The 17,692-nt window shown below is 59.6% G+C and carries 21 protein-coding genes and 3 tRNA genes; 14 read left to right on the top strand and 10 right to left on the bottom strand.

The genetic code is table 11. The features are described from left to right. The first annotated feature begins 8 nt into the window (after positions 1-8). The 4 genes from ACR0M3_RS06820 (at position 9) to ACR0M3_RS06805 (ending at position 7,005) form a co-directional block, all read left to right on the top strand. The gene (locus ACR0M3_RS06820; RefSeq protein ID WP_480910029.1) at positions 9-1,784 is read left to right on the top strand and encodes a sensor domain-containing diguanylate cyclase; all 1,776 of its coding nucleotides are present in this window, start codon (positions 9-11) and stop codon (positions 1,782-1,784) included. 39 nt (positions 1,785-1,823) lie between these two features. Continuing rightward, complete coding sequence (locus tag ACR0M3_RS06815) at positions 1,824-2,951, top strand: alpha-hydroxy acid oxidase (RefSeq protein ID WP_480910028.1); 1,128 nt, start codon at positions 1,824-1,826, stop codon at positions 2,949-2,951. A 154-nt stretch (positions 2,952-3,105) separates the two neighbouring features. Beyond that, positions 3,106-6,543, top strand: a complete 3,438-nt coding sequence (locus tag ACR0M3_RS06810; protein WP_480910027.1) for a pyruvate carboxylase — start codon at positions 3,106-3,108, stop codon at positions 6,541-6,543. 78 nt (positions 6,544-6,621) lie between these two features. Beyond that, positions 6,622-7,005: an MAPEG family protein gene (locus tag ACR0M3_RS06805; RefSeq protein WP_480910026.1), complete on the top strand. Its 384-nt coding sequence runs from the start codon at positions 6,622-6,624 to the stop codon at positions 7,003-7,005. A gap of 15 nt (positions 7,006-7,020) precedes the next feature. Here the strand turns inward: ACR0M3_RS06805 and ACR0M3_RS06800 are convergent, their stop codons facing one another. Next, positions 7,021-7,173 carry a hypothetical protein gene (locus ACR0M3_RS06800; protein WP_209597812.1) on the bottom strand — a complete coding sequence of 51 codons (153 nt, stop codon included), beginning with the start codon at positions 7,171-7,173 and terminating at the stop codon, positions 7,021-7,023. Between the two features lie 150 nt (positions 7,174-7,323). Here ACR0M3_RS06800 and ACR0M3_RS06795 point away from each other — a divergent pair. From ACR0M3_RS06795 to ACR0M3_RS06785, 3 genes are all read left to right on the top strand, one after another. Next, positions 7,324-7,398: transfer RNA gene (locus ACR0M3_RS06795), tRNA-Gly, on the top strand. A gap of 33 nt (positions 7,399-7,431) precedes the next feature. After that, positions 7,432-7,506: transfer RNA gene (locus tag ACR0M3_RS06790), tRNA-Gly, on the top strand. Positions 7,507-7,587: 81 nt separating this feature from the next. After that, complete coding sequence (locus ACR0M3_RS06785; protein ID WP_480910025.1) at positions 7,588-8,448, top strand: GNAT family N-acetyltransferase; 861 nt, start codon at positions 7,588-7,590, stop codon at positions 8,446-8,448. On the opposite strand, the gene ACR0M3_RS06780 is transcribed toward ACR0M3_RS06785, so the two are convergent. After that, positions 8,445-8,684, bottom strand: a complete 240-nt coding sequence (locus tag ACR0M3_RS06780) for an Lrp/AsnC family transcriptional regulator (RefSeq protein WP_480482339.1) — start codon at positions 8,682-8,684, stop codon at positions 8,445-8,447. The genes ACR0M3_RS06785 and ACR0M3_RS06780 overlap by 4 nt on opposite strands. 154 nt (positions 8,685-8,838) lie before the next feature. Between ACR0M3_RS06780 and hisB the strand changes: the two genes are divergently transcribed. Together hisB and hisH are read left to right on the top strand one after the other, a co-directional pair. Then, on the top strand, positions 8,839-9,426 hold the full coding sequence (gene hisB / locus ACR0M3_RS06775; RefSeq protein WP_480910024.1) for an imidazoleglycerol-phosphate dehydratase HisB: 588 nt from the start codon (positions 8,839-8,841) through the stop codon (positions 9,424-9,426). Then, complete coding sequence (gene hisH / locus ACR0M3_RS06770) at positions 9,427-10,065, top strand: imidazole glycerol phosphate synthase subunit HisH (protein ID WP_480537406.1); 639 nt, start codon at positions 9,427-9,429, stop codon at positions 10,063-10,065. Positions 10,066-10,068: 3 nt separating this feature from the next. Here hisH and ACR0M3_RS06765 read toward each other — a convergent pair whose 3' ends face one another. After that, positions 10,069-10,470, bottom strand: a complete 402-nt coding sequence (locus tag ACR0M3_RS06765; protein WP_480773178.1) for a DUF2147 domain-containing protein — start codon at positions 10,468-10,470, stop codon at positions 10,069-10,071. Between the two features lie 134 nt (positions 10,471-10,604). Between ACR0M3_RS06765 and hisA the strand changes: the two genes are divergently transcribed. Further along, entirely contained in the window at positions 10,605-11,324 is a 720-nt protein-coding gene (gene hisA, locus ACR0M3_RS06760; RefSeq protein WP_209504551.1) for a 1-(5-phosphoribosyl)-5-[(5-phosphoribosylamino)methylideneamino]imidazole-4-carboxamide isomerase, read from the top strand. A 4-nt stretch (positions 11,325-11,328) separates the two neighbouring features. Here hisA and ACR0M3_RS06755 read toward each other — a convergent pair whose 3' ends face one another. After that, positions 11,329-11,775 (bottom strand): DUF302 domain-containing protein, encoded by a 447-nt coding sequence (locus tag ACR0M3_RS06755; RefSeq protein WP_267363290.1) that lies wholly within the window; start codon positions 11,773-11,775, stop codon positions 11,329-11,331. A gap of 117 nt (positions 11,776-11,892) precedes the next feature. On the opposite strand from ACR0M3_RS06755, the gene hisF reads away from it, so the two are divergent. The 3 genes from hisF (at position 11,893) to ACR0M3_RS06740 (ending at position 13,610) form a co-directional block, all read left to right on the top strand. Next, positions 11,893-12,654 carry an imidazole glycerol phosphate synthase subunit HisF gene (hisF, locus tag ACR0M3_RS06750; protein ID WP_209504552.1) on the top strand — a complete coding sequence of 254 codons (762 nt, stop codon included), beginning with the start codon at positions 11,893-11,895 and terminating at the stop codon, positions 12,652-12,654. Further along, a complete protein-coding gene (locus ACR0M3_RS06745) occupies positions 12,651-12,968 on the top strand; it encodes a phosphoribosyl-ATP diphosphatase (protein WP_267363287.1) in 318 nt (105 codons plus the stop codon). Before hisF ends, ACR0M3_RS06745 begins: the two co-directional genes overlap by 4 nt. Positions 12,969-13,037: 69 nt before the next feature. After that, a complete protein-coding gene (locus ACR0M3_RS06740; protein WP_480481908.1) occupies positions 13,038-13,610 on the top strand; it encodes a hypothetical protein in 573 nt (190 codons plus the stop codon). On the opposite strand, the gene ACR0M3_RS06735 is transcribed toward ACR0M3_RS06740, so the two are convergent. From ACR0M3_RS06735 to rlmB, 4 genes are all read right to left on the bottom strand, one after another. Further along, a complete protein-coding gene (locus ACR0M3_RS06735; protein WP_480582975.1) occupies positions 13,607-14,077 on the bottom strand; it encodes a CoA-binding protein in 471 nt (156 codons plus the stop codon). The two genes, ACR0M3_RS06740 and ACR0M3_RS06735, sit on opposite strands and share 4 nt — an antisense overlap. Before the next feature lie 196 nt (positions 14,078-14,273). Further along, positions 14,274-14,732: a YHS domain-containing (seleno)protein gene (locus ACR0M3_RS06730; RefSeq protein ID WP_480899084.1), complete on the bottom strand. Its 459-nt coding sequence runs from the start codon at positions 14,730-14,732 to the stop codon at positions 14,274-14,276. A gap of 98 nt (positions 14,733-14,830) precedes the next feature. Next, positions 14,831-15,112, bottom strand: coding sequence for a hypothetical protein (locus ACR0M3_RS06725; protein WP_267363344.1), 282 nt, complete (start codon positions 15,110-15,112; stop codon positions 14,831-14,833). Positions 15,113-15,127: 15 nt separating this feature from the next. Then, on the bottom strand, positions 15,128-15,898 hold the full coding sequence (rlmB, locus tag ACR0M3_RS06720; protein WP_480582970.1) for a 23S rRNA (guanosine(2251)-2'-O)-methyltransferase RlmB: 771 nt from the start codon (positions 15,896-15,898) through the stop codon (positions 15,128-15,130). A 116-nt stretch (positions 15,899-16,014) separates the two neighbouring features. Between rlmB and ACR0M3_RS06715 the strand changes: the two genes are divergently transcribed. Then, positions 16,015-16,098 (top strand) — tRNA-Tyr (locus tag ACR0M3_RS06715). A gap of 231 nt (positions 16,099-16,329) precedes the next feature. On the opposite strand, the gene ACR0M3_RS06710 is transcribed toward ACR0M3_RS06715, so the two are convergent. Both ACR0M3_RS06710 and ACR0M3_RS06705 read right to left on the bottom strand, forming a co-directional pair. After that, entirely contained in the window at positions 16,330-16,851 is a 522-nt protein-coding gene (locus ACR0M3_RS06710; protein WP_480582967.1) for a DUF2478 domain-containing protein, read from the bottom strand. Positions 16,852-16,921: 70 nt separating this feature from the next. Then, positions 16,922-17,587 carry an NnrU family protein gene (locus ACR0M3_RS06705; RefSeq protein WP_480910023.1) on the bottom strand — a complete coding sequence of 222 codons (666 nt, stop codon included), beginning with the start codon at positions 17,585-17,587 and terminating at the stop codon, positions 16,922-16,924. Positions 17,588-17,692: the final 105 nt, after the last annotated feature.

The raw sequence follows: 17,692 nt of genomic DNA, 5'->3' as shown, positions 1-17,692 counted from the left end.
TGGAACAGATGGAAGCGAAGGAACTGACGGGCGGGTCGTCACGGCTGAAACTTGTGGGCGTTACCCTAATTCTGATCGCGCTGACAGCGGCAGCGGGATGGGGCATCTACGCGGCCCCTGCCCCGGTTGTGGACCGCATGTTGGAATCGGATTTGCGAAAAAACGCCATGCAGCTAAGCCGTCAGGTCGAAAGCCATCTGAACGATCTGGATGCAACGTTTCGGCACCATGAACTGCACGAGCATGACGCGGAATTCCTGATGCTGCTGCCCGAAACCTCGGACATCTACCGGTTCAAGCTGTTTGATGCGTCCGGTCGGGTGTTCTGGTCGACCCGGGCCAGTGATGTCGGGGCCGTGAACACAAAACATTACTTCCATTCAGTCGTCGCCGCCGGAAGGGTTTTTTACAACCACGAGGAAAAACCCGCGGCAGAGGTTGAGTCGATTGACAATGACCCCGCCGGACATGCGGGCCCAATCACCCGACATGTGGCCGAAGTTTATACACCGATCATCAAAGACGGCGTTTTCCTTGGCGCTATCGAGTTTTATTCGGACATCACCAATCTCAGAACCCTGTTCATCACGCGCGTGCGTCTGTCGCTGGCGTTGCTGAGCAGCGTCGCGTTGCTGGCGCTGGCCACGGTCATCCTGATTGTCCACCGCACCAACCGCCGTCAGATGCGTGATCTACACAAGCGCGCCGTGAAAGAACGCGAACTGATGGGAGAGCAGCTTCGCCTGGCGCGTGAGGTACGCCTGCTGGGCGAGTTGAACGAGTGGCTGCAATCAAGCCGCTCACTGGATGAGCTTTTCGACATGGTCGCGCGCTTTATGACCCATATCCTGCCCGAGGCCGAGGGGAGCGTGTACGTCTATTCCAACTCGCGCGATGTGCTGGACGGGTGTGCCAGCTGGAACGGGGGAACGCATAAATCTCATATCCATCCGGAAGGATGCTGGGGTTTGAGGCGCGGCCGGACTTATGAGTTCGGTGCCTCTGAGATCGATTTTGTCTGCGAACATGCCGAACCGCATGACGGGCGGCCCTATTTCTGTTTTCCCATTCTGGCCCACGGAGAAACCGTTGGTCTGTTGCATCTCCGCGCGGCTGAGGGGCGAGAGGCCTGTTTCCATAAAAGCCGCAAGCTGGCGCAGCTGTGCGCCGAACAGATCAGCATGGCAATCGCCAATGTCCGTATGCGCGATCAGCTGCATGACCAATCGGTGCGCGACCCGCTGACCGGGCTGTTCAACCGCCGCCACATGACTGAGACATTGCGCAAGGCCATCAGCCGCAGCCAGCAGACCGGCGCCGCGCTGAGCCTGATTGCCGTGGACGTCGATCACTTCAAGAAATTCAACGACACGCATGGTCATGACGCCGGAGACATGGTGTTGCGCGCGGTCGGCGCGGCGCTGGAACAGGGCTGCGACCGGGACGAGATCGCCTGCCGCATCGGCGGTGAGGAATTCATGCTGATCCTGCCCGACAACAGCCCCGAAGATGCCATGACCCGGGCCGAGCAGTTGCGCCAGTCGGTCGAGGCGGTCATTGTCCGCTATGGCGAAAAGGCCCTGCCCCGTATCACAATCTCGGTCGGGGTCGCGCATTACCCCGCCCACGGCACCATGCCGCAGGATCTGATGCGTGCCGCGGATGATGCGCTGTATGTCGCCAAGGACAAGGGGCGCAATCAGGTTCACGTCGCCGCCGGAGCGCTGGAGCAGGCCAGGCGCGTTCCCGCAACGGGTAAACGCCCATCGCCGGAAGCCGCTTGAAAACCTTGCCGAATCGCCCCGCAGGCCGGATCAATCCTTATGGACCTGCACAGTACCTATCCCGGTATTCCCGATCTGAAACGCCGCGCACGCCGTCGGCTGCCGCACTTCGTGTGGGAATATATCGACAGTGGCACCGGGATTGAAACGACGCGGCATCGCAATCGCAAGGCACTGGATGATGTCCGTCTGAGCCCCTCGATCCTGCATGGGGACCTTGAATTCGATACGTCGGTGAAAATCCTGGGCGGCACCTGTCCTTTGCCCTTCGGTATTGCGCCGATCGGGATGTCCGGGCTTGTCTGGCCTGATGCAGAGCGACTGCTGGCGCAGGCCGCCGCCAAGGCAGGCATTCCTTATTCGCTATCGACGGTGGCCAGTCAGAGCCCCGAAGACCTGGCCCCCTATCTGGGCGAGACCGCGTGGTTCCAGCTGTATCCGCCAAGGGACCCAGAAATTCGCATGGACATGCTGAACCGGGCGCGCGGGGCGGGATTTCGAACTCTGGTTCTGACCGCTGACGTCCCGGTGGCATCGCGCAGGGAGCGGCAGACGCGCTCGGGCCTGCGGCAGCCACCGAAACTGACACCGCGCCTGCTGGCACAGATCGCCAAAAAACCTGCATGGGCCCTGGGTATGCTGCGCAGCGGCGTTCCGCACATGCGCACACTGGACAAATATATCGATGACCCTGGTGATCTGCCGCCGACGGCCCATGTCGGATACCTGCTGCGGACCTCGCCGGATCTGGATTACGTCAAATGGCTGCGCGATCATTGGGATGGGACGTTCGTCGTGAAAGGCATCCTGCGCCCCGAGGACACGGACAGGCTGGAACAGGTGGGTGTGGACGCCCTGTGGGTGTCGAATCACGGGGGCCGACAGTTCGACGCGGCCCCGGCCAGCATCGAGGTTCTTCCCGCAATCCGGAGCGCGACCCGCCTGCCGCTGATTTTCGACAGCGGTGTCGAAGGCGGGTTGGATATCCTGCGTGCGCTGTCGCTGGGCGCGGACTTTGTCATGCTGGGGCGTGCTTTTTTGTACGGTCTTGCGGCACTTGGCGCCAAAGGCCCGGCGCATGTGATCGAAATCCTGAGGCAGGATCTGCACGCGAATATGGGCCAGATGGGACTGGCCGATCTGTGTCAGTTTGAGACGAAACGCTAAATTATTGATGCTGCAACGCGGCATCCCTATAAGTGTGCCGAGGCCAAAGGGCGTTTGCGAGCGATAACATGCCGGTTCTACCCAGAAGAACGGATGTACCTGTGCGTATTCTCCGCCCATTAAGACGCCCAAACACCAAAGACCGGGACCTGATATGACAGACTTCAACAAGATCCTGATCGCCAATCGCGGCGAGATTGCCATCCGCGTCATGCGCGCAGCAAACGAGATGGGCAAACGCACCGTCGCTGTTTACGCTGAAGAAGACAAACTGGGCCTGCACCGGTTCAAGGCGGATGAGGCCTATCAGATTGGCGAGGGCATGGGTCCGGTCGCGGCGTATCTGTCGATTGACGAGATCATCCGCGTGGCCAAGCATTGCGGCGCGGACGCGATCCATCCGGGCTATGGCCTGCTGTCTGAAAACCCCGATTTCGTGGATGCCTGTGTCAAGAACGGCATCACCTTCATCGGCCCCCGGGCCGAGACCATGCGCGCATTGGGTGACAAGGCCAGCGCGCGGCGCGTGGCCATCGCGGCCGGTGTGCCTGTCATTCCAGCCACCGAGGTCCTGGGTGATGACATGGACGCGATCCGCAGGGAGGCCGCCGAGATCGGATACCCGCTGATGCTCAAGGCGTCCTGGGGTGGCGGCGGGCGCGGGATGCGCCCGATCCAATCGGAGGATGAACTGGAAGAAAAGGTTCTGGAAGGCCGCCGCGAGGCTGAGGCCGCTTTTGGCAATGGCGAAGGCTATCTGGAAAAGATGATCACCCGTGCCCGCCATGTCGAGGTGCAGATTCTGGGCGACAAGCATGGTGAGATTTATCACCTTTATGAACGCGACTGTTCGGTCCAGCGCCGGAACCAGAAGGTCGTCGAACGCGCCCCTGCCCCTTACCTGAGCGAAGAACAGCGCGCCGAGATTTGCGAACTGGGCCGCAAGATCTGCGCCCATGTGAATTACGAATGCGCGGGCACTGTCGAGTTCCTGATGGATATGGAGACGGGCAAGTTCTACTTCATCGAGGTAAACCCCCGCGTACAGGTCGAACACACGGTCACCGAAGAGGTCACCGGCATCGACATCGTTCAGGCGCAGATCCTGATCGCCGAGGGCAAAACGTTGGCCGAAGCCACCGGCGCCGCCAGCCAGGCCGAGGTGCATCTGAACGGTCACGCGCTGCAAACACGGATCACCACAGAAGACCCGCAGAACAACTTCATCCCCGATTATGGCCGGATCACCGCTTATCGCTCGGCCACGGGCATGGGCATTCGTCTGGATGGCGGCACGGCCTATGCGGGCGGTGTCATTACGCGGTACTACGACTCGCTGCTGACAAAGGTCACCGCCTGGGCGCCGACGCCCGAGAAGGCGATCAGCCGGATGGACCGCGCCCTGCGCGAGTTCCGTATTCGCGGCGTCAGCACCAATATCGATTTCGTTATCAACCTGCTGAAGCACCCAACCTTCCTGTCGAATGAATACACCACCAAATTCATCGACACGACGCCGGATCTGTTTGCCTTCAAGCGCCGCCGCGACCGGGGCACCAAGGTTCTGACCTATATCGCCGATATCACGGTGAATGGTCATCCCGAAACCAAGGACCGCCCCGAGCCGCGCGCCGACCTGAAAGTCGCCAAGCCCCCCGCGCAGAAGGCCGAGCCGCGGATGGGCACGCGCAATCTGCTGGAGCAGAAAGGCCCGCAGGCCGTGGCGGACTGGATGAAAGCGCAGCGGCAGCTGCTGATCACCGACACCACCATGCGCGACGGGCACCAGTCGCTGTTGGCGACCCGGATGCGGTCGATCGACATGATCAAGGTGGCGCCAACCTATGCCGCGAACCTGCCGCAGCTGTTCTCGGTCGAGTGCTGGGGCGGTGCGACGTTCGACGTGGCCTACCGGTTCCTGCAGGAATGCCCCTGGCAGCGTCTGCGCGATCTGCGCGAGGCGATGCCGAACCTGATGACACAGATGCTGCTGCGGGGCGCAAACGGGGTTGGTTACACCAATTATCCCGACAACGTGGTGCAGGAATTCGTGCGCCAGGCGTCGAAAAACATCGACGTCTTCCGCGTCTTCGACTCGCTGAACTGGGTCGAGAACATGCGCGTTGCGATGGATGCTGTTATCGACAGCGGCAAGATCTGCGAGGGCACCGTTTGTTATACCGGCGATATTCTGGACCCTGACCGCGCCAAGTATAACCTGAAATACTATGTCGGAATGGCCAAGGAGTTGCGCGACGCAGGCGCGCATGTTCTGGGTCTGAAGGATATGGCGGGCCTGCTGAAACCTGCCTCGGCCAAGATTCTGATCCGGGCGCTGAAGGAAGAAGTTGGGTTGCCAATCCACTTCCACACCCATGACACGGCCGGTATCGCCAGCGCGACCATCCTTGCCGCCTCTGAGGCGGGCGTGGACGCGGTGGATTGCGCGATGGACAGCTTCAGCGGCAACACGTCCCAGGCAACGCTGGGCACTGTGGTCGAGGCACTGCGCCATACCGACCGTGACACCGGGCTGGACATCAAGGCGATCCGCGAGATCAGCGATTACTTCGAGGCTGTGCGCGGTCAATATGCGGCCTTCGAATCAAGCCTGCAGGCCCCGGCGTCCGAGGTGTATCTGCACGAAATGCCGGGTGGTCAGTTCACCAACCTCAAGGCGCAGGCGCGCAGCCTGGGTCTGGAAGAGCGCTGGCACGAGGTCGCGCAGATGTACGCCGATGTGAACCAGATGTTCGGCGATATCGTAAAGGTGACGCCCTCGTCGAAGGTTGTTGGCGACATGGCCCTGATGATGGTCAGTCAGGGGCTGACCCGCGAGCAGGTCGAGGATCCGGCGACAGATGTGGCCTTCCCCGACTCGGTCGTCGACATGATGCGCGGCAATCTGGGTCAGCCTCCGGGCGGATTCCCGAACACCATCATCAAGAAGGTGCTGAAAGACGAGGCCCCCAATACCCAGCGCCCCGGCAAGGACGTGCCTGCCGTCGATCTTGAGGCCACCCGCGCCGAGTTGTCCAAGCAGTTGGAAGGCAAAGAGGTCGATGACGAGGATCTGAACGGGTACCTGATGTATCCCAAGGTGTTTCTGGATTACATGGGCCGTCACCGGATTTACGGCCCGGTCCGCACCCTGCCCACGCGCACCTTCTTTTACGGTATGGAGCCCGGCGAAGAGATCACGGCCGAAATCGACCCCGGCAAGACGCTGGAAATCCGGTGTCAGGCCATCGGCGAGACGGACGAAAAAGGCGAGGTCAAAGTGTTCTTCGAACTCAACGGCCAGCCGCGTGTGATCCGGGTGCCGAACCGGATGGTCACATCAACCACTCAGGCGCGCCCCAAGGCCGAGGTCGGCAACCCCGATCATGTCGGTGCGCCGATGCCCGGTGTTGTGGCCACAGTCACTGTGACCGCGGGCCAGCAGGTCAAGGAAGGCGACATGCTGCTGACCATCGAGGCGATGAAGATGGAAACCGGCATCCACGCCGAACGCGACGCGACCGTCAAAGCCGTGCATATCCAGCCCGGCGGCCAGATTGACGCAAAGGACCTTCTGATCGAACTGGAATAAGCCATAAAACAATCTAATGTTCATCAGGCCGTGTGGGAGACCACACGGCCTTTTTCTATGATTGAGCGGAGACCCATTATGCTTGCAATCACCCCGATCTATGCGGCCCTGGTCGCAATTCTCTACGTCGCACTCAGCGTCAAAGTGATCCTGCAACGGCGCAGCGACAGAATCTCGGTCGGGGATGGTGGCAGCAAGCTGATGATCAAGGCGATACGGACACACTCGAACTGCGCCGAATACGCCCCGATTTCCCTGCTGCTGATTGCTATGGTCGAGTTGCAGGGCGCGGCCGGGGTTTTGGTCCATCTGCTGGGGCTGATGTTGCTGGCGGGGCGTCTTTTGCACGCGTACGGATTTGGACGGACGCCACAGATCGTCATCCTGCGGCAGGCCGGCATGAGCCTGACCTTCCTCGCCATTCTGGGTGCGGCTTTTGCAAACTTGATTCTGGCGCTTTAGGCAATCTGGCGGGTGTTACCCTGCCAGAACGGTTGTTTCGATCTGCGGTGCGCCCAGCAGAACCGGTGTGAACCGGTCATGTTCATGCCGGTCCGGTTTCAGGATGGCAGCGCCGATCAGAATCATCGCGGCAAGCATCACGATCTTCAGGTCTGCAACGGATATCATGACGGCACCTCCTGCCTGTGTTTTGTTGATTTGAGTTACGGGTTGAACGGGTCACGGGCCGGATTCCGTCGAAAAGATTTTTCCCGCTTTTTGTGTTTTTCCGCTTGCAGCCCCGCGTGGGAATTTATACATCCCTCCTCACTCAACGGCGCGGGCGTAGCTCAGGGGTAGAGCATAACCTTGCCAAGGTTAGGGTCGGGCGTTCGAATCGCCTCGCCCGCTCCATTGAGAGGTCTTCGGACCACATATGTATCTGATGCGGGCGTAGCTCAGGGGTAGAGCATAACCTTGCCAAGGTTAGGGTCGGGCGTTCGAATCGCCTCGCCCGCTCCAGATACCAAACTTTCCGAACATGCTGGTTCTTCTGCCCCCGTTGCGGCATTCTGAATGCAATTTGCAACACGGGATGTTCGCATGTCTGATTATGTTATCCGACCCTTGACCGCTGATGAGTTGCAGGAGGCTGTGGATTGGGCCGGGCGTGAGGGGTGGAATCCGGGTCACCACGATGCCGCGTGCTTTCGTGCAACCGATCCCAATGGGTTCCTGGGCGGCTTTCTGGATGGCGAAATGATCGCGTCTGTCTCGGCGGTGAATTATGACGATGATTTTGCCTTTTTGGGCTTCTACATCGTCAAGCCAGAATACAGACACCATGGCCACGGGCTTGAGATTGCGCAGCATGCGCTGGCCCATTGCACCGGGCGCAACATGGGTCTGGATGGCGTGGTCGAGCAGCAGGACAACTACCGGAAATCCGGGTTCACCTTTGCCTACAACAACTACCGCTTTTCAGGGCGGGTTGCAGATATCCTGCGCGCGCTGGCACCGACCGCTGGTGTAGACGTGCTGAGCACGGTTTCTGATGCGTTAAGGGACTATGACCGTCAGCTTTTCCCAGCCCGGCGCGATGCGTTCCTGCATGGTTGGCTGAGCGCAAGCGGCCATGTGTCCCGCGTGTTTTCCGAAGACGGGCAGATCAAAGGCTATGCCACGCTGCGCCCCTGTCAGACCGGATACAAGGTCGGGCCGCTGTTTGCGGACCGCACCGACATTGCTGAAGCGCTGCTTGCAAGCGTGTTAAAGGCTCTGCCCGAAGATCAAAATGGGCAAGAGGTGTTCATCGACATGCCACAACCCAACAATGCCGCCTTTGCACTGGCCGACAAGTTGGGTCTTACGAAAGTGTTCGAAACCGCCCGGATGTATTCCGGCGATCAACCGGATATCGACCTGACCCGCATCTATGGCGTGACAACGTTTGAGTTGGGTTAAAACGCCTTGAACGTCATCGTCGTCAGCGAGCGTTCGATATTGGGAATCACCAGCAGGTGTTCGTTGATGAAATGGCCCACATCCTCGGTTTCGGGGATGTAGAGCTTGAGCATCAGATCAAACTCACCGCTGGTGGAATAAAGCTCTGAGTGAATTTCGCGCAGGGCGATTTCCTCGGCCACCTTGTAGGTGGTGCCGGGTTTGCAGCGGATCTGGATGAATACGCAGGTGGACATGGCTTGGCCCTGTTGGTTCGTGTTGTCTGCAAGCTGACATGGTGCTGGGCCGGGTGCAATCCCTTGCAACAGTTTGCAGCGATTGCAACGCATGGTCTGGATCAACCCACCCCACCCCGTCTATAAGCGCGCCTGTAGCAAAAGGAATTCGCCCATGCGCACCGCTTCGATCAGCCGCAAGACCGCCGAAACCGAAATTTCGGTCTCGGTCAATCTGGATGGCACCGGTACATATGACAATCAGACCGGCGTCGGGTTCTTTGACCATATGCTGGACCAGCTGGCGCGCCACTCGTTGATCGATATGACAATCCGCGCCAAGGGTGACTATCACATCGACGATCACCACACGGTCGAGGATACCGGCATCGCGCTGGGTCAGGCTTTGACACAGGCATTGGGCGACAAGAAGGGTATCCGGCGCTATGGCGGATGCCATCTGCCGATGGATGACGCGCAGGTACGCTGTGCGCTGGACCTGTCGGGCCGCCCGTTCCTGATCTGGAATGTCGATTTGCCGACGCAAAAGATCGGTACGTTCGACACAGAACTGGTGCGCGAGTTTTTTCAGGCGCTCAGCACCCATGGCGGCATCACCCTGCATATCGACCAGTTGCACGGCTTCAACAGTCACCACATCGCCGAGGCCGCGTTCAAGGCTGTTGCGCGTGCCCTGCGGGATGCAGTTGAAACCGATCCGCGCAAGGCGGATGCGATTCCGTCGACCAAGGGTGCGCTGTAAATGCTCACCGCCATAATTGATTACGAAAGCGGCAATCTGCATTCAGCGGAAAAGGCGTTTCAACGCATGGCGCAAGAGGTCGGCGCAGGTGACGTTGTTGTCACCTCGGACGCGGATGTGGTTGCGCGTGCGGACCGACTGGTTCTGCCCGGAGATGGTGCCTTCCCGGCCTGTGCTGCCGAGCTGCGCGGCCACAAGGGTATTTATGACGCGATGGTCGAAGCGGTCGAACAGAAGGGCCGCCCGTTTCTGGGCATCTGCGTTGGCATGCAACTGATGGCAACCAAAGGCCATGAATACACCGAGACCGATGGTCTGGGCTGGGTGGCAGGCGATGTTGTTCGAATCGAACCGTCAGATGCCGCTTTGAAAGTGCCGCATATGGGCTGGAACGATCTGGTTCTGGAAAGCGATCACCCGATCTTTGCCGGGGTGAAATCAGGCGATCACACCTATTTCGTCCATTCCTACCATTTTCGCGTGTCCGACCCGGCGCAGCGATTGGCTTATGTGGAATACGGGCAGGACGTCACGGCCGTGATTGGCCGCGACACGATGGTTGGGATGCAGTTTCACCCCGAAAAAAGCCAGGATGTTGGCCTGCGTATGCTGGGCAACTTCCTGACCTGGAAGCCCTAAGGCTTACTGAACCCGCGTCCAGGTTTGCCCGCGACAGATCAGACCGCCCGCCACGCAGCCCTTGACGGTCAGCTTGTTCTGGCCGTCCAGAGACATTTTCGAGTTGTAGGTTTTGTCCCGGTCGGGGGCCCAGATCTTACCGCTGTCATAGCTGCCGCCCCCTTCGGGGACCATGTCCCAGATGATCTTTTTGCCAAGGTTCTCATATTCCAGCTGCTGGTTGCCATCCGCGTCGAACGCGCTGTCGATGGTGCCGCAGATCGCACTACCGCATTCGGAAATCGTCACATGCAGATAGCCACCCGTGTCGCCCGGCGCGGTTTTCCACAGGCCGTCAACCGGATCGTCTGCAAAAGCAGCTGTAGCAAGCAGCATCAAGCCCGCTGAAAGAGTAGAAGTCTTCATGATTTTCTCCCTGTTTTGTGGGCAGTCTGACCCGCTAATGGGCGGCGGGCAAGAATGACCCAGCGTCGCGTTGCATCCCCTGCCCTGCTTGTGCGATATCCCGCGCGTGTAACAGTGATATAGGGCCGCCCGACATGATCCTCTACCCCGCCATCGACCTCAAAGACGGCCAGGCCGTACGCCTGCTGCGTGGTGAAATGGACAAGGCCACCGTGTTCAACGAAGACCCGGCCGCTCAGGCCCGTGCCTTTGTCGAGGCGGGGTGCGAATGGCTGCATCTGGTCGACCTGAACGGTGCATTCGCAGGCGAGCCGGTCAACGCAGCACCGGTTGAGGCAATTCTGAAAGCGTGCAAGGTGCCTGCGCAACTGGGTGGTGGCATCCGCGACATGGCCACGATCGAAACCTGGATCGAGAAAGGGCTGGCACGGGTCATTTTGGGCACTGTCGCTGTCGAAAACCCCGACCTTGTCCGCGAAGCAGCCAAAGCCTTTCCCGGCAAGGTCGCCGTCGGCATCGACGCACGCAACGGCATGGTGGCCACCAAGGGCTGGGCCGAAGAGACCGACGTTCAGGTCACCGATCTGGCCCGTAGTTTCGAAGACGCGGGCGTTGCGGCAATCATCTACACCGATATCAATCGCGACGGTGCCATGCAGGGCCCGAACATCGAAGCGACCGCTGCCCTGGCACAAGCCGTTTCCATCCCGGTGATCGCCTCGGGCGGTGTCAGTTCGCTGGACGACCTGATCGCCCTGCGCGATTGCGGCGTTGCGCTGAACGGCGCGATTTCAGGCCGGGCGCTTTATGATGGCGCAATTGACCTGGCCGAGGCCATCCGCGCCCTGTCGTGATCGGTTATTGCGCGGCTGCGGCGGTCAGCTTGGCCAGTGCACCGCGCATCTTTTCGATGACCGGTGATTTGTCGACATCGTTCAGGTCGTCCAATGTCTCTTTCGGGTCTTCATAGATCAGCCAGACCTGGCCATTGGAGTCTTCGTACGCCTGCACCTTGAGAGGCAGAAACAGCCCGGCGCGCGGATCGATCTGCATGGCTGGCGTACCCAGCGCCGGGTTGCCGAAGATCAGCACCTGATTGGCAGGAATGGACGTACCGATCTTTTCCGCCCCGGCCGCGTGGTCGATGCGGGCAAACACGGTTGCACCTGCATTTCCGACGGCGGCTTCCAGCGCGTCCAGCGCCTCGGCCACGGATTTGTCGGTTTGAACCTTGATCAGATCATCTGCCATTGCGGTCAGCGCGCCTCCGATTGAAAAAACACAAGCCAGTATCAGTCTACGCATATCGATATTCCTTCTGTGAAATTCACCCCAGTTTTCACAGAATTGAGACCTCTCACAATCACAAGTCTGGCATCGGCAGGGCTTTGCCGCTAGAGGTGCGCCCATAAAGGATATCCTATGCTGAAAACCCGGATCATTCCCTGCCTTGATGTTGCCGATGGCCGAGTGGTCAAAGGCGTGAATTTCGTGGGACTGCGCGATGCAGGCGACCCGGTGGAATCGGCCAAGGCCTATGATGCTGCCGGAGCGGACGAGATCTGCTTTCTCGACATTCACGCGACCCACGAGAATCGCGGCACCATGTTCGATGTGGTGCAGCGTACGGCGGAACAGTGTTTCGTGCCGCTGACCGTGGGCGGTGGGGTGCGAACAAAAGACGATGTGCGCGCCTTGCTGCTGGCGGGGGCGGACAAGGTCAGCTTCAACTCGGCCGCGGTTGCCAATCCGGATGTGATTGCCGAAGCGGCAGATCAGTTCGGCAGTCAGTGCATTGTCTGCGCCATCGACGCCAAGACCGTCAGCCCCGGCAAGTGGGAAATCTTTACCCATGGTGGGCGCAAACCCACCGGCATTGATGCGGTTGCCTTTGCCAGAACCGTGGTCTCCAAGGGGGCCGGTGAAATCCTGCTGACCTCGATGGACCGCGACGGCACCAAATCCGGGTTCAACCTGCCGCTGACCCGCGCCATTTCCGACGCGGTGGATGTGCCCGTGATCGCCTCGGGCGGTGTTGGTACTTTGGACCATCTGGTCGAGGGCGTCACCAAGGGCGGTGCAAGCGCCGTGTTGGCGGCATCGATTTTCCATTTCGGCGAATACACCATCCGCGAGGCCAAGGAACATATGGCCGCCGCTGGCATCCCCATGAGGCTGACATGAGCATCTTGCACGATCTGGCCACCACGATCGAGGCACGCAAGGGGGCTGATCCCGAAAGCAGCTGGACGGCCAAGCTGCTTGCGAAAGGCCCTGAGAAATGCGCCGAGAAATTCGGTGAAGAGGCCATAGAGGCCATCATCGAAGCCGTAAAAGGGGATCAGGTTAAGCTGACCTCGGAAGCGGCGGACGTGTTGTATCACCTTCTGGTCATGCTGGCCGCGCGGGACGTGGCGCTGGATGATGTTCTGGCCGAGCTGGGCCGCCGTCAGGGCACCAGCGGTATCGCTGAAAAAGCTGCCCGCCCCAAAGGGTAACGTCCGGGTTCCGCACTGGCTCCTGGGCCGTTATACTCGGATGCCAGACTGTCAGGGCGAAGGCGCGTTATGATCCGAATTTTGATGCTTGTGGCAACCCTTGCCATCGTCGCTGGCTGCGCCGCGCCGCCGCGCTCGACCGGGGATGAGGTGCAGCGGCTCGCCACGGAGATTCAGGGCCTTGGCCCGGATATCGACCCTGAGGAGGCCCGACGCGCAGCGGGAATTGCTTACGCCTATACCGCTCAGCTGGTCGAGGAATACCAGATCACAGACCCGCCCCTGATCCATAACATGAAGGTCAACAAGGGGCTGCGCCCGCGTGGGCTGTGCTGGCATTGGGCCGAGGATATCGAGCGGCGGCTGAAACAGGAAAACTTCCGGACACTGGAGCTGCACCGTGCCATTGCAAACGCGGACAACCCGACGCGGATCGACCACAGCACCGCAATCATCAGCGGTAAAGGTGCGACGCTGTATGACGGTGTCGTATTGGACCCGTGGCGTTATGGCGGCGTGTTGTTCTGGTCTCCGCTGGTCGAGGATACCCGGTATGACTGGGTTCCGCGCGACGTGGTGCTGGAAAAGCGGCGGAAGGAACAGGTGGCGCGGTTGAAACCTTACGTCCCCGCCAAACCCTAAAGCTTGGACGAAATGATCCCGGTCGAAAATCCGCCCATGCGCAATTCGCCAAACAGGCGTTGATATTCGATCTTGGGGCAGCGGTTCATCACCACATCCACGCCACGGGCCTGGGCCTTTGCCGCCGCTTCAGGGTGTTCCACGCCAATCTGCATCCAGATCGTACCAAGCGACGGGAAAGCGTCCAGCGCCTCATCCACAATGGGTGGCACAGCCTCGGACCGCCGGAAAATGTCCACCATGTCCACAGGCTCGGAGATCTCTGACAGGCTGCCGCGAACCGTCTGACCAAACAGGTCCTTACCCGCGTGGCCCGGATTGACGGGAATCACCTTGAACCCTTTCAGCGACAAATAGCGCGCCACGTAATAGCTGGGTCGCACCGGGTTCATGGAAACGCCGACAACGGCCACCGTCTTGGTGCGTTGCAAAATGGCCTTGAGGTACTGATCGGAATAGTCTGGCATGCCCTATCCTTAACAGGGTTCCAAAAAGAAAAAAGCGCCCAAGAATGCTTGGGCGCCAGTTGTTGGAACGAGGGACAGTGAAATGACCCGCGGCAGTTCCGTTCCGCGGTCACTGTGACATTTAAGCATGGATCCGTTAAAAAAAAGAGGGGTGGCGCATTTTTGTGATGACTTTTCACAATTAGCTGAACCCTGCCTACTCCCCATAGAGAATTGCGGGCCAGTTTTCTTCTGCCATCGCAATGTATCCTGTTTGATTCTGCTGCCAGATTTCCTCGACCGCGGGTGAATGCGTCAGGTAAAGACGCCCATCGACCACCTGCCACGCATTCGGATCCGTGCTTTTCAACACACCCATCGCCATCCCGTACGAGCAATAACCACCGAACTGCGGCGCAAAGGCGCGCGGGTTGCCTTCAAAGAGCTCGCGATTTGCCTGCGATTTGAAATGCCACCGGGCGCCCTTCCACATGACCGCGTTTTCGGGTGCCCCTTTTGAAGGCGCGTCGCTGTCAAAATAGGACACGGGATCATACCCCGCCAACGCCACACCGTCAGTGGCGTAGTACACGGGGTTGTCCTGCGCAAACACGGCAGGAGCCAGCAATACAGTGCTCAGCGAGCAAAGAAGAGTACGTCGGTTCAGCATCGTCATTTGGGAATCTGCATATTCAAGACTATCAACATGCAACTTTTCGCGTTTTTCGGAACCCCTGTTGACGCGGATGTGAACGAGTGTTCGCCAGTTGAAACTTAGTCAAAGATGTCTTCGATCACGTCCCATGCTTCGTCGAACACGCGAGCAAGCATGGTCTTCTTCCTCTTTTTGCGCTTTGCTTTCCGAGGGGCAGCATGAGACACAGCTACGCGCAGCGGTTCGGGTTTGTGTACTTTCCGCGCGGGCAGCATCTTCAGGTTGTGCAGCGGCGCTCCACAGCTGGAGCAGCTAAGCTCGTGCCGTTCCTTGCCTTTCAGGATCAAGGCAGCCCGGGTGCCGCAATAGCAGCAGGTCGCGATTTTGGCAGGACCGGGAATGACGCTCTCCTTTGCTCAGGGTCGCGACGCATATAAGGCGATTGCCGCAGCATTTGAGACGTTCAGCGAACCAAATCCCCCGGCTGCGTCAATTTTAACCAACTGATCCACGGTTTCCTTTGTCTTCTGCCGCAAGCCCGGACCTTCCGCGCCCAGCACAAGCGCGACAGGGCGGTCACGGCCATCGCTTAGCGCACCTTCGATTGTCATGTCGGCTTCTCCGTCCAGCCCAAGGACCAGAAAGCCCATGCCCTGAAGCTCGACAATCGCGTCCGCAAGGTTGCGCACCCGCAGATAAGGCTGCCGCTCAAGCGCACCGCTGGCGGTTTTTGCCAGTGCCCCGGTCTCGGGCGCGGAATGGTGGCGTGTGCCGATCACAGCACTGGCCCCCAGAACTTCGGCCGAGCGCAGAATCGCCCCGACATTGTGCGGGTCGGTGACCCGGTCCAGCAGAATGACGCGAGGGTTTTCGCGACCGATGCAGTTATCTGCCAGACTGCCCCATTCCAACGGCTTGACCTCCAGCGCCGCGCCCTGGTGCACGGATCCAGAATCGATGGGCGCAGAAAACTTGCGCGGGTCGACCATCTCGGCCTCGATCCCCGCAAATTCAATAGCTTCCGCCAGTTTGTCACACGCATTCCGCGTCACCATCAGGCGTAGTTTTTGCCGTTTTGGGTTCATCAGCGCATCGCGAACCGCGTGCAGGCCAAACAGCCAGACTGTTTCCGCAGCAGCAGCTTTGCGCGCCTGTTCCTTTTCGACGACCCATTTGGGTTTCTTCATTTCAAGGGCCTCCGGGCCGGGAATTCGGTTTCCTGCGCCAAAGGGAAATTTTCCTGTTGACGCTCCTTTGGTGCGCTAGTAATCACGCCTCCACGTCAGGTGCAACGCCTGACAGTGGGCGACAGGCCGCAAGGTGTGGCAGGGGACTGTAACTCCCTCGCGGAGACGCACGCCTGGTTCGATTCCAGGGTCGCCCACCATCTTTCCAACATATTTCGAAGATGGTCAGGACGCGTGTCCTGCACTGCGTTATTGTCTGGCAGCTATGTTATTGCTGTTGGTCTGCCGCCATTCTCAGATGCGACAGATCTGATCCGTTTTACACATCTTAACCCGGCGCTAACGCGACCGGATTGTGAACGAAAGGTGCCGCGTGGCCTTCGCCACCGCATGTCATGACGTTCAGATCAACGCGTCGGTCGAGTGCGCGCCTATTCCGCAGCCGGGCGCATCTGCGCTATGCGGTTGAACCAGCCTACGATGTCGTCCAAATCCGCAGGCAGCTCTTCGGCCGCACCTTCGGCGAAGGTGTTGAACTTTTCGGCGTTCAGCCCGTTCACGCCGACCAGCACCGGAATATCCAGCGCCAGTGCTTCGCCGATTACGGGGCGAAAACCGCGCCCATCGGATTCATGTTTGCCGAATTTGTTGATAATCAGCAGGTCCGGTGCGTTCGCAAGAGAGGCGGTCACATATCCCACCGCCTGTTCCAGCGCTGCCGGGTCCAGACGGCAGCCGCGCGACTGGGTGCCCAGTGATTGTGAGATTCGGATGGTTTCACCATCCGGCAACACGCGGACATCCATGTCGCACTTGCTGCTGTCGGTACATTCCGTGTTCGTTTGCACGACACCGGCCAGTTTCGCGCCAGACGCCAGCAGACGTTCAGCAACAGCGCTGAGCAGGCGATCCGTCGCGCCGCGGTCGGTGGTGGTGACATAGGCCAGATGCATCTTGGACCTCTTGTAAATCGATTGTGACGTTTCAAATAGCACGCAAGGTGCTGCCCGACCACTCCCCCAGTCAAGGCAGCGGCGACAGACCGATCACAGGTGCGTGCAGGTGAAGAAGAACCGCGTAAGCGGCCAGTGCGGTTAGCCAGATCCAAGGGCGTGGCCATGGACGCGGTAAGCGCAGTGAGAACCGCGCCGTATTTCGCGACAACCGGACCCATTCAAAGCCCATCTCACGCGATTTACGCCTGTCGATCAGGTCCATGCCCATAACAGAAAATCCGGCAAACAGGCCGAACAGAATCACATGTGACAGGCTTCCATTGGCCAGAAGATGCGCCAAGGACCACAACAGCAGCGCGGCAAGGATCGGGTGGCGGGTGGTGCGCAGAATACCGGGGTGTTCGGGGTCAAAGGACCTGTTGCCCATCCCTCCGAAAGAAAACGGGTTCTGGATCGCAAGCCCGGTCACAGCCAGCCAGCACACCACGGGCATGATCAGTATCGGCACCCAGCGCAAGACTGCGAACGGCGGAATGACCTCGACATAGGGGGCGTTTGCAGCGGCAACAATCAGCCATGCCAGCACGGCCAAAGACAGAAGTGAATAGGCCGCGAAATACCCCCGGCGGCCGAGCGTGCCGATCAGCCAACCCCGCACGGTGGGCCGTACAGGAATTGCATGGCTGAGCAGGAAAACGATGAGTGCTGCAAGGAACAGGCCCCAACCGGTCATGATATTCTCCAAACGTGTTGGGGTCGGTCTAGACTGGGAGGACAGCGACGTCCTTGCCCGAAATCAAGTTGGGCCGCAGGGGCGGACGCACCGCCCCTGCCCTGT

The sequence above is a fragment of the Ruegeria sp. O5 genome, assembly GCF_056535105.1.
The sequence above is the reverse complement of the archived record's forward strand: the minus strand, read 5'-3'. Positions and strand labels throughout refer to the sequence as shown.

Bases quoted from the DNA above. Each gene is read 5' to 3' on its own strand.
- ACR0M3_RS06730 (WP_480899084.1), bottom strand. From the start codon at position 14,732: ATGACGATGCTGAACCGACGTACTCTTCTTTGCTCGCTGAGCACTGTA.
- ACR0M3_RS06710 (WP_480582967.1), bottom strand. From the start codon at position 16,851: ATGCATCTGGCCTATGTCACCACCACCGACCGCGGCGCGACGGATCGC.
- ACR0M3_RS06740 (WP_480481908.1), top strand. From the start codon at position 13,038: ATGATCCGAATTTTGATGCTTGTGGCAACCCTTGCCATCGTCGCTGGC.
- hisF (WP_209504552.1), top strand. From the start codon at position 11,893: ATGCTGAAAACCCGGATCATTCCCTGCCTTGATGTTGCCGATGGCCGA.
- ACR0M3_RS06815 (WP_480910028.1), top strand. From the start codon at position 1,824: ATGGACCTGCACAGTACCTATCCCGGTATTCCCGATCTGAAACGCCGC.
- ACR0M3_RS06820 (WP_480910029.1), top strand. From the start codon at position 9: ATGGAAGCGAAGGAACTGACGGGCGGGTCGTCACGGCTGAAACTTGTG.
- ACR0M3_RS06800 (WP_209597812.1), bottom strand. From the start codon at position 7,173: ATGATATCCGTTGCAGACCTGAAGATCGTGATGCTTGCCGCGATGATT.
- ACR0M3_RS06785 (WP_480910025.1), top strand. From the start codon at position 7,588: ATGTCTGATTATGTTATCCGACCCTTGACCGCTGATGAGTTGCAGGAG.
- hisH (WP_480537406.1), top strand. From the start codon at position 9,427: ATGCTCACCGCCATAATTGATTACGAAAGCGGCAATCTGCATTCAGCG.
- rlmB (WP_480582970.1), bottom strand. From the start codon at position 15,898: ATGAAGAAACCCAAATGGGTCGTCGAAAAGGAACAGGCGCGCAAAGCT.
- hisA (WP_209504551.1), top strand. From the start codon at position 10,605: ATGATCCTCTACCCCGCCATCGACCTCAAAGACGGCCAGGCCGTACGC.
- hisB (WP_480910024.1), top strand. From the start codon at position 8,839: ATGCGCACCGCTTCGATCAGCCGCAAGACCGCCGAAACCGAAATTTCG.
- ACR0M3_RS06765 (WP_480773178.1), bottom strand. From the start codon at position 10,470: ATGAAGACTTCTACTCTTTCAGCGGGCTTGATGCTGCTTGCTACAGCT.
- ACR0M3_RS06705 (WP_480910023.1), bottom strand. From the start codon at position 17,587: ATGACCGGTTGGGGCCTGTTCCTTGCAGCACTCATCGTTTTCCTGCTC.
- ACR0M3_RS06810 (WP_480910027.1), top strand. From the start codon at position 3,106: ATGACAGACTTCAACAAGATCCTGATCGCCAATCGCGGCGAGATTGCC.
- ACR0M3_RS06745 (WP_267363287.1), top strand. From the start codon at position 12,651: ATGAGCATCTTGCACGATCTGGCCACCACGATCGAGGCACGCAAGGGG.
- ACR0M3_RS06780 (WP_480482339.1), bottom strand. From the start codon at position 8,684: ATGTCCACCTGCGTATTCATCCAGATCCGCTGCAAACCCGGCACCACC.
- ACR0M3_RS06755 (WP_267363290.1), bottom strand. From the start codon at position 11,775: ATGCGTAGACTGATACTGGCTTGTGTTTTTTCAATCGGAGGCGCGCTG.
- ACR0M3_RS06805 (WP_480910026.1), top strand. From the start codon at position 6,622: ATGCTTGCAATCACCCCGATCTATGCGGCCCTGGTCGCAATTCTCTAC.
- ACR0M3_RS06735 (WP_480582975.1), bottom strand. From the start codon at position 14,077: ATGCCAGACTATTCCGATCAGTACCTCAAGGCCATTTTGCAACGCACC.